Below are 9125 nucleotides of genomic sequence, written 5' to 3'. Positions count from 1 at the left end.
CACGGTGGTCACCGTCCCCTCCGGGACGACGACATACGACGGCGTCTTCCGCGGCGAGGGCACACTCACCGTGCGCGGCGGCGGGACGCTGGTCCTCACCAGGGACAGCGACTTCACCCTCCCCCGGTCACGGCAACGGCAGGTCGTGCGGACCCAGGGCGGCAATCACCCGTACACGACGGTCAGCAACCCCGACCCGCCGGCGATCACCGTGGAGCGCGGGGCGACCCTGCAGTACGGCACGGGCGGTGGAACCGGTCTGATCGGTCACTTCCCGTACAACACGCCCGGCTACCAGCTGAACCAGCTCAACGTCCGGGTGGACGGCACCCTGCGGCTGTCGCTGACGCGGACCTTCAACATCGGCACGATCAGCGGCTCGGGCCTGGTCACCCAGCCCCGGAACATGTGGGGCACGCTCGACCTCGCCGGGACCAATCCCTTCTCCGGGGTCATCGACAACGGCACCGGGATGGCGGTCGGCCGCCCCGAGTACCCGGTCGCCCTGCCCAACGCGCGCGCCGTCCTCAACCAGGGGTCCTGGATCATCGACACCCCGCTGTACCAGACGATCACCCTGCGGCAGAACTTCTACCAGCGGGCGTACGGCAGTGACGTCAACGTCCACACCCGGCCGGGCAGCAAGGTCGTCCTCACCGGCCAGTACAGCTACAGCGACCGGGGCGGTGACACGAACCCCTCGCTCAGCGACCCGAGCCTCAACTGGCGTGCCATTCCGCACCAGTTGAACAAGCGAGGTACCAACATCGAGGGCGCCGACGTGCAGTGGGGTGACGGCACGACGCACGCCATCTTCATGCCGGGGACGAAAGACACCGTTTACATCAACCTGCACGAGAAGAGCGGTCGCCGGTCCACGCTGACCTTCGACTACAACGGCCCCGTCACACTGGGTGCGCCGATCGGGGGTGGCCAGTACCACGACACGCTCTCCGCGCCGGGTGCGGGCGATGTGGTGATCGCGGGGACGCACGGAAACGACGTGACGTTCGCCGCGAAGCAGTACTACGACGGCTCGACGACGGTGCGGAAGGGCGCGGTGCTGCGGCTCGGGGTCGGATCGGGCAGCGGCGGTGACGGCTCCCTGCTCACGGGAACGGCTCGGCGCCGGGTGCTGAACGACGGCACGCTCGTCGTTCAGAACGTCTCGACACCGGTTTCCCTGTCACGGATCAACGGATCGGGTGCGCTGGTGCAGTCCGGTGCCGCGACCACCACGCTCACGGGGAGTGCGGTGACGTACACCGGGGCGACGACCGTGGAGAAGGGCACGCTGGCCCTGCGCGGCGGGGCAACCCTCGTGCACAGCCGGGCGATTCGGCTCGCGGGAGCGGGGTCGCGGCTGGACGCAGGGGCGACGGGGCTGCGGGTGGTGACCTCGCTGAGCGGCAGGGGCACGGTGAAGGGGGCCGTCACCAACGATGGCGTGGTCGTCGGCGGAGTCACGGTGTCCGGTGCGTACGCGCAGAGTACGAAGGGCCGACTTGTGCTGGGTGCGCGGCCGTTGAAGGTGGGCGGGGCCGTCCGGCTCGCCGGGGACCTGGATGTGGCGGCCGCCGGATCCGCACCGGCCCGGGAGATCACGGTGCTGGAGAACACGGGGAAGTCGAAGACCCGCGGCACGTTCCAGGGCCTGAAGGAGGGGGCACGGCTCGAACTCGCCGACACGACGTACCGGATCAGCTACCGGGGCGGCGACGGCAACGACGTCGTCCTGTCCGCCGGGATCTCCGCAGGGCATTCGCCCGCGGTCCGCTCGGCCACACCGTCCGGTGCGTCGGTGGCCTCCGCTCCCCGTACCGCCAACACCGCGAGCAGCGGGCTGGGTTGGTGGCCGTACGCGCTGGCGGTCGGGTTGCTCATCGGGCTCGTGGTGCCCGCGGTGAAGCGGCGCGGTGGGCGGCGGAGGGGAGGGCGGCATGCGGCACAGGGTTAGGGGCGCGCGGACCGCGGGTCGCCGGGCTCACATCGAGCCGTTCACCGCGGCTCCTTGCGGCGTGAGACTCACCGTCCATACCTGCCGCGCCTGCGCGAGGCCGGATTCTTAGCTGTGGGCCTCGCGCCGACTGCGGTTCCAGTGCCGGCGGAGCCGGCGATCACCTTGCCGACGCCGAGCACCGCACGCGCCCCTTCCTCGGCCTCGGCCTCCGCCTCCGCCTCCGGGAGAACGGTTTCAGGCATCCGTCAAGGCTGGATCCCGGTCCGCTTCCGGGGCCGGGTCCTCTTCCTTCTGCCGGCCGCGCAGCCACACGTACACCGGGATACCGGCGAAGAGGAACAGCACGCCCTGGTAGACGGCCGCGTAACCGGCTCCCGCGATCAGCCAGAAGGAGAAGGCGAAGGAGAGCGCGGCCACGAGGAGATCACGGGCGAGGCCCGCCGGGCGGACGCGGGCCCGGGTGCCCTGGGCCAGCCAGTAGAGCTGGGCGGCGGCCGAGAGGAGGTAGGGGACGCACCCGGTGAACGTGGTGATGAGGACCAGGACCCGGAAGGTGGTGTCGGGGCCCGCCGTGTAGTTCAGGGCGATCAGGACCGTGCCGAGGACCGCCACCGCCCAGACGCCGAAACCGGGGACGCCGCCCTTGCCTACGCGGGCGAACGGTTTCGGGAACAGTCCGTCGCGCGCGGCGGCGTACGGCATCTGCGCGGCCAGCAGGATCCATCCGTTGAGGCAGCCCGTGATCGAGGCGACGGCGACCAGGGCGATCGCGGTACCGCCCCAGGAGCCGCCGGTGATCGCGTTCACGGCGTCGGCGAAGGGCGCACCGGAGTCGACCAGCTTGTCGTGCGGGACGAGGCCGAAGACGGCGATCGTGCCGAGGATGTAGACGACGGCGGAGGCCAGGGTGCCCAGGAAACTCGCGCGGCCGACGGTGCGCTCGGGGTCCGTCACCTCGCCCGCGCTGACCGCGGCCGACTCGACACCGAGGAAACTGTAGAGAAGCAGGGCTGCCGCGGCGGCGATCGCACCCGGCGCGCTGTCGTGAGAGGCGTTGAAGGGGCCGAAGTTGTCCGCGCGCACGAAGAACAGACCTATGGTGGCGACCAGGAGCAGCGGCACGAACTTCAGGACCGTCGAGACGATCTGCACCGCGCCGACCCAGCGCGTCCCGGCGAAGTTCGCGGCGGCCGGCAGCCACAGCGCGGCGAGGGCGACGACCGCCTCCAGCACGTGGTTTCCGTGCAGGGGGATCAGGACGTCGACGTATCCGACGACCGCGGTGGCGAGGGCCGCGATGCTGACCCAGCACATCGTCCAGTACGACCACGCCGACAGGAATCCGGCGAAGGGGCCGAAGGCGTCGCGCGGGTAGACGTACAGGCCTCCGGTGACCGGGCTGCGGCGGGCGAGGCTGCCGAAGAGCAGGGCGAGCAGCACCGCGGCGACCGACAGCACGACGAAGGCGACCAGGCTGACCGTGCCGTACGGGGCGACAGCGGCGGGCAGCGCGAAGATGCCGCCGCCGATGATGTTTCCCATCACCAGCGCGGTGGCCGCGCCCAGGCCGAAAGTCCGTCGGCGCGGGGCGGACGCGGAAGGCGCATCGGATGGTCCGGACGCCTTGAGGTCGTCGGATGACGCGGGCGCGTCGGACGGCTGGGACGGCTCGGGGGCCTCGGTCGGGCTGGCGGCGGTCATGGCTGTTCCAGGGGTGGAGCGGGGACGGGAGGGCCGTGATCGTAACCCGGCATTCCACATGATGGGCATTCTGTTCATTGAGTGGACACAATCGGGTGTGGGTTCCGGCTCCGCCTCGACTACCGTCAAGGGCATGACCAGCGACACCACCCTCGCCGCGGCCCTCGCCGCCGGCCCCGTCGTGCTCGACGGCGGCATGTCCAACCAGCTCGAGTCCGCCGGGCACGACCTGAGCGACGAGCTGTGGTCGGCCCGGCTGCTCGCGGAGCGGCCCGAGGCCATCACCGAAGCGCATCTCGCCTACTTCGAGGCCGGCGCGGACGTGGCCATCACCTCCAGCTACCAGGCCACCTTCGAGGGCTTCGCCAAGCGGGGCATCGATCAGGGACGAGCGGCCGAACTCATCGCGCTGAGCGTGGAGTTGGCGCGGGAGGCGGCCCGGCAGGCGCAGGCGCAGGCGAAGGGCGTGACGCGACCGCTGTGGATCGCGGCTTCCGTGGGACCGTACGGGGCGATGCTGGCCGATGGTTCCGAGTACCGGGGGCGATACGGGCTGAGCGTCGCCGAGTTGGAGGCCTTCCACCGGCCCCGGCTGGAGGTGCTCTCCGGGGCCCGTCCCGATGTACTCGCGCTGGAAACGGTTCCGGACGCTGACGAGGCGCTGGCGCTGGTACGGGCGGTGCGGGGGCTGGGGGTGCCGGCCTGGCTGTCGTACACCGTGGACGGCGACCGGACCCGCGCCGGGCAGCCGTTGGAGGAGGCGTTCGCCGTGGCGGCCGAGGCGGCGGAGATCGTCGCGGTGGGGGTGAACTGCTGCGCGCCCGGCGACGTCGACGGCGCGGTCGAGATCGCCGCCCGGGTCACCGGCAAGCCCGTCGTCGTCTATCCGAACAGCGGGGAGGCGTGGGATGCCGAGGCCCGGTCGTGGAAGGGGCGGTCGTCCTTCACGCCGGAGGAGGTGGCGGGGTGGCGGGCGTCCGGGGCGCGGTTGATCGGCGGGTGCTGCCGCGTGGGGCCGGAGGCCATCGCCGGGATCGCCGGGGTGTTGAGCGGCGCCGAGTGAGTTCGTAGGTACTTCCACCTCGATACCACGGTCCCACCGCCCCGCCCCACCGCGGCGCTGTCCAGCCTGCGACCGCGGCACTGTGCAGCATCCCCGCCGGGCGCTAGGGTCACCGATGGAAACCGGTTGCCGTCCGCGTTTCCACTGTCCCTAGGCGGGGGTGGGATGACCAGGAAGAGCGAGGACGCCGGCCGGAGCACCATCCGGGACGTCGCCGCGCGGGCCGGGGTGTCCGCGTCGACCGTGTCGCGGGTGCTCGGCGGGGTGTATCCGGTGAGCACGGCGACCCGGACCAGGGTGATGCGGGCCGTGCGGGAGATGGACTACGTCGCCGACGCGCGGGCCAAGGCGGTGGCCGGGGTCGGGACGCCCACCCTCGCGTTCGTGCTGGAGGACATCACCGGGCCGTCGTTCGCCCATATGGCTTACGGCGTGGAGCGCGAGGCGACCCGGCTCGGGCATCTGTGCCTGGTGTGCGGGACCGAGGGCGACGTCGAGCACGAACTGGAGTTCGTGGAGATGATGCGGGCCCAGCGCGCCGCCGCCGTGATCCTGGTCGGCGGCACCGCGGACACCCCCGAGTACCGGGAGCGCACCCGCCGCGTCGCCGACTCCCTGGCCTCGGTCGGCTCCCGCCTGGTGCTGTGCGGCCGCCCTCCGCTCGGCCCCGGCGCCCCGGTAACCGTTGTTGAGTACGACAACGAAGGCGGCGCCTACGCCCTGGTCGCCCACGTCCTCGCCCAGGGCCACCGGCGTGTCCTCTTCCTCGGCGGGAAGCCGGACCACACCACCGCGCAGGGCCGTGAACGCGGTTACCTCGCCGCACACCGCGCCCGTGGGCTGGACCCCGACCCCGTCCTGCTCCGGCACGGCGACTTCACCCGGGACTCCGGGCACCGGCTGATGCGCGAGGCCCTCGAGGAAGGGCTAGAGTTCACGGCCGTGGTCGCCGCCACGGACATGGTGGCGGCCGGTGCGCTGACCGCCCTGCACGAGGCGGGCATCGACGTGCCAGGCGATGTTTCGCTGGCCGGTTACGACGACATTCCCTTCGCCCGCGACCTGCACCCCGCCCTCACCACGGTCCACGTCCCCTACGAGGAACTGGGCCGCCTGGCCGTCCGCACGGCGCTGGGCCGCACACCGGAAACCCCGGACGAGCATCTGCTGCTGGGCACGCACGTCGTCGTACGGGGCTCGGTCGCACCGCCTGCCTCGTAGCGGCGCACCGCGGGGTACAAGGGGCGTCGGCACGGGCGCCGGGCCATAGCGACGTCGGCGTCGGATTCCCGTCCCTGGCGCGGTGGCGCCGTAGGGCCATAGCGCCGTAGGGCCGTAGCGCCGTAGGGCCGTAGCGCCGTCCAGGCGTTGAAAACGGTCTCACGGCGCCCCCACACCCGGCTGACGCGTCAGTGTCGCCGTGAGCCGGCCGAGCGGCGCAGGCGGCGGACCGCCGAGCGCAGTTCCACGGTGCGCAGGGGCGCGCCGTCGGACGCGCCCGTCGCCACGGGCTCCGGGGTCGCGGGCTCGGCGACCGCCCACAGGGCGAGCTCGGCGTCGCGCGGGCCGAGGGTGGTGCGCGGCTGGCCCGCGTCGAAGATCCGTACCGGATGGGTTGCGTCCCAGCGCTGCCAGCCGGGATCGCCGTCGGTGGCGAAGCGCACCCACGCGCCGTGCATCGCGTCGGCCAGCTCCTGTGGCGCGCCCTCGCCCGCCAGCTTGCGCGATTCGGGCACGTCGCCGCTGTCGAAGACGAAACCGAGTTCCAGCGCGTGGCAGGAGCCGAGGCCGGGGAGGTTGGAGGGCCAGGCGAACTCGTAGACGTACGACGCCTCGGGGCGGGCGTCGGCCAGGTGGTGCATCGGGATGCGCAGCAGGTGGTCGGTGACGATCTGGCCGACGATCTCGGCGGTGCCGGCCTCCGGGTGGAGGGCGCGGTAGCCGCGGGGCACCTCGGTGCCGCAGTGGCAGCGGGCCATGGCGCCGGCGAGGGCGACGGCGCCGAGCCGGTCGACGCGTTCCAGCAGGCCTCCGGGGACGAGCCAGAGGCGGTACTCCTCGCTGGTCCAGCCCAGCATCAGGTCGACGCCTCGTGCGGCGTCGCCGTCGACGAGCGCCTCCAGGGGGTCGCGCGGTACGAGGTCGCCGTCGACGACGACGCCGAAGGAGGGGCCGCCGAGCACCGGACTGCTCAGTTTTCCGACCTCGGCCTGGGTGCGCAGCAGCAGGTCACGGTCGACCTCGGCGAAGGCGGCCGCGGTCGCGTGGATCTTCAGCCGGGTGGCCATGCGGCGCACCATCCGCCGTACCTTGTCCCGTTCGAACGCCTCGGGCGGCCCGCTCTGCAGGACCGCCCGTCGTACCAGCCCCTGCGCCTGCGGGGCGGCGAGGAGGGCGCCGATGCTGATCGCCCCCGCGGACTGGCCGGCCAGGGTGATGTGGTCGGGGTCGCCGCCGAAGGCCGCGATCGACTCGTGCACCCAGGTGAGGGCGGCGAGCTGGTCGCGCAGACCGGGGTTGGCGGGGGTGTCCGGGAACAGGCCGTAGCCCTCGACTCCCAGTCGGTAGTTCACCGAGACGAGGACGACTCCGTCGCGTGCGAAGGTACGGCCGTCGTAGACCGGCACGGCGGAGGAGCCCCTGGTCAGAGCGCCGCCGTGCAGCCACACCAGGACAGGGAGCCGGGCGCCCGGGCCCGGCTCGGGGGTCCACACGTTGAGGTTGAGGCAGTCGTCGCCCGGCACGACGGGGTCGGACAGGTACTTCTCGAAGGCCTCGGAGTACGGCGGTTTCGGCGGCGTCGGCCCGAAGGCGCCCGCGTCGCGCACCCCGTCCCAGGGCTCGGGCGGGACGGGCGGCCGGAACCGGTGCGGTCCGAAGGGCGGCGCGGCGTAGGGGATGCCGCGGAACACCGCGATCCCGTGCTCGTACCGGCCGCGGACCGCTCCGTAGGGAGTGCTGACCACGGGATGTTCCCGGACTGCTGCCGTCATGTGCCCACCAGCCTCCTCACCGCGCAACTGCACCGGTAACAACAGAGCACCACAGAATGCGGCGATATTCCGGCGCAGAGCGCGATTCGGCGGCTACTCGCGGTGGACGACTACCTACCGCTACCTACCGCAACCGGTTACTTCGCGTACATCAGGGTGCCGAAACCGAGCTGGTCGTAGCCACCGCTGGTGGAGCCGTAGTCGCCGCCGCCTCCCTCCGGGGCGACGAGGTCGTAGTACATGGCGGAGATGTACTTGTCGTCGAGATACAGGCGACGGTTGTAGTGGAAGTGGAGCATCGCCCAGACCGGGCGGATCTGGCCGCGGGAGCCGGAGCCGATGACCGTCTGGGAGGACTGGGCGCAGTTCTGTCCGGTGCCCCAGGTGTAGGTGGTGTAGGGCACGTCCTGGCCCAGGTTGTACTTGGCGACGTACTGCGCCGCCTTCATGAAGCGGCGGCTGTCGTACGAGTACAGGTCGTCGCCCTGGTTCCACGCCATCTCGCAGATCGCGCCCATCTGGCCCATGCCCATGATGGAGTGTCCCTGATCGCGGCCGGACTCCTGCCACTGGCCGAGCGCGTAGCCGTCGGAATCGGTGTACAGGTACGGCACGGCGTGTGCGATGGAACCGTTGCCGGCGCCGGACTTGAAGTAGGTGACGGCCTGGTCGTACTTGGCGGCGTTGTCGGTGAGGATGCCGATGGCCATGATCGAGGCCATGTTGCACAGGTCCCAGTTGGCCCAGTAGTTGGTGATGCAGGCGTCGTTGTGGTTGGTCAGGAAGCTGTTGTTGAGCGGGTAGAAGACGCTCACCATCATGTCCTGGAAGGCCGCGAGGTCGAACCCGGCGTAGCCGCGCATGAGTTCGGCGGCCTGGCAGAACTGCCAGCCGTAGATTCCCGCGGCGAGGAACCGGTCGGCGTTGCCGGTGACGGTGGTCAGGGTGGACGACCAGGCATTGAGGATCTTCACCGCGGTGTCGCCGTTGGCCGCGGTGCCGCCCACCGCCCAGCGCAGGGCGTTCTGGTAGGCGGCGGCGATGTCGTTGTAGAGGATGCCGTAGTTCTCGCCCGTGCCACCGCGGATGATGGTGGACTGCGGGTTGGGCGTCCAGGTGGACTGCGCGTGGGAGTTGGCGGTCAGCTTGTTCCAGCCGGACAGCCAGGGGTCGGTCTTCGCCGCGACCTTGACCTTGGCGCGGTTGATGTCGCCGGCGTTGTGCAGCATGCCGGGGTGGGTGAAGGTCGCGGGGGCGGCGCCGGCGGGGGTGTCCGCCAGCGCGGCCGCCGCCCCTCCGAGGGCGAGTGCGGCGCCGAGACCGCCCGCGGTCTTCAGCAGACCGCGGCGGCTCAACTCGCCCGGTTCGGAGGGTCGGTGGGGGGAAGTGCGGCTCATCGGTGCGACTC

The 9125-nt window shown here is 71.6% G+C and carries 6 protein-coding genes; 3 read left to right on the top strand and 3 right to left on the bottom strand.

The genetic code is table 11. From position 1 onward, the window contains the following. On the top strand, window positions 1-1957 hold a 1957-nt coding region (locus tag MKW14_RS11475), incomplete at its 5' end, for an autotransporter-associated beta strand repeat-containing protein (RefSeq protein WP_240861815.1). Window positions 1958-2194: 237 nt separating this feature from the next. On the opposite strand, the gene MKW14_RS11470 is transcribed toward MKW14_RS11475, so the two are convergent. Beyond that, window positions 2195-3661: an APC family permease gene (locus MKW14_RS11470; protein WP_240861813.1), complete on the bottom strand. Its 1467-nt coding sequence runs from the start codon at window positions 3659-3661 to the stop codon at window positions 2195-2197. Window positions 3662-3794: 133 nt separating this feature from the next. On the opposite strand from MKW14_RS11470, the gene mmuM reads away from it, so the two are divergent. Continuing rightward, a complete protein-coding gene (gene mmuM, locus MKW14_RS11465) occupies window positions 3795-4724 on the top strand; it encodes a homocysteine S-methyltransferase (RefSeq protein WP_240861811.1) in 930 nt (309 codons plus the stop codon). A gap of 165 nt (window positions 4725-4889) precedes the next feature. Next, window positions 4890-5945 (top strand): LacI family DNA-binding transcriptional regulator, encoded by a 1056-nt coding sequence (locus MKW14_RS11460; RefSeq protein ID WP_240861809.1) that lies wholly within the window; start codon window positions 4890-4892, stop codon window positions 5943-5945. Between the two features lie 188 nt (window positions 5946-6133). Here MKW14_RS11460 and MKW14_RS11455 read toward each other — a convergent pair whose 3' ends face one another. Both MKW14_RS11455 and MKW14_RS11450 read right to left on the bottom strand, forming a co-directional pair. Next, window positions 6134-7717 (bottom strand): carboxylesterase/lipase family protein, encoded by a 1584-nt coding sequence (locus MKW14_RS11455; RefSeq protein ID WP_240861808.1) that lies wholly within the window; start codon window positions 7715-7717, stop codon window positions 6134-6136. 137 nt (window positions 7718-7854) lie between these two features. Further along, window positions 7855-9114: an alginate lyase family protein gene (locus MKW14_RS11450; RefSeq protein WP_240861805.1), complete on the bottom strand. Its 1260-nt coding sequence runs from the start codon at window positions 9112-9114 to the stop codon at window positions 7855-7857. Window positions 9115-9125 lie beyond the last annotated feature (11 nt).

The organism is Streptomyces gilvus, from assembly GCF_022513565.1.
Lineage (GTDB): Bacteria > Actinomycetota > Actinomycetes > Streptomycetales > Streptomycetaceae > Streptomyces > Streptomyces gilvus.
The sequence above is the reverse complement of the archived record's forward strand: the minus strand, read 5'-3'. Positions and strand labels throughout refer to the sequence as shown.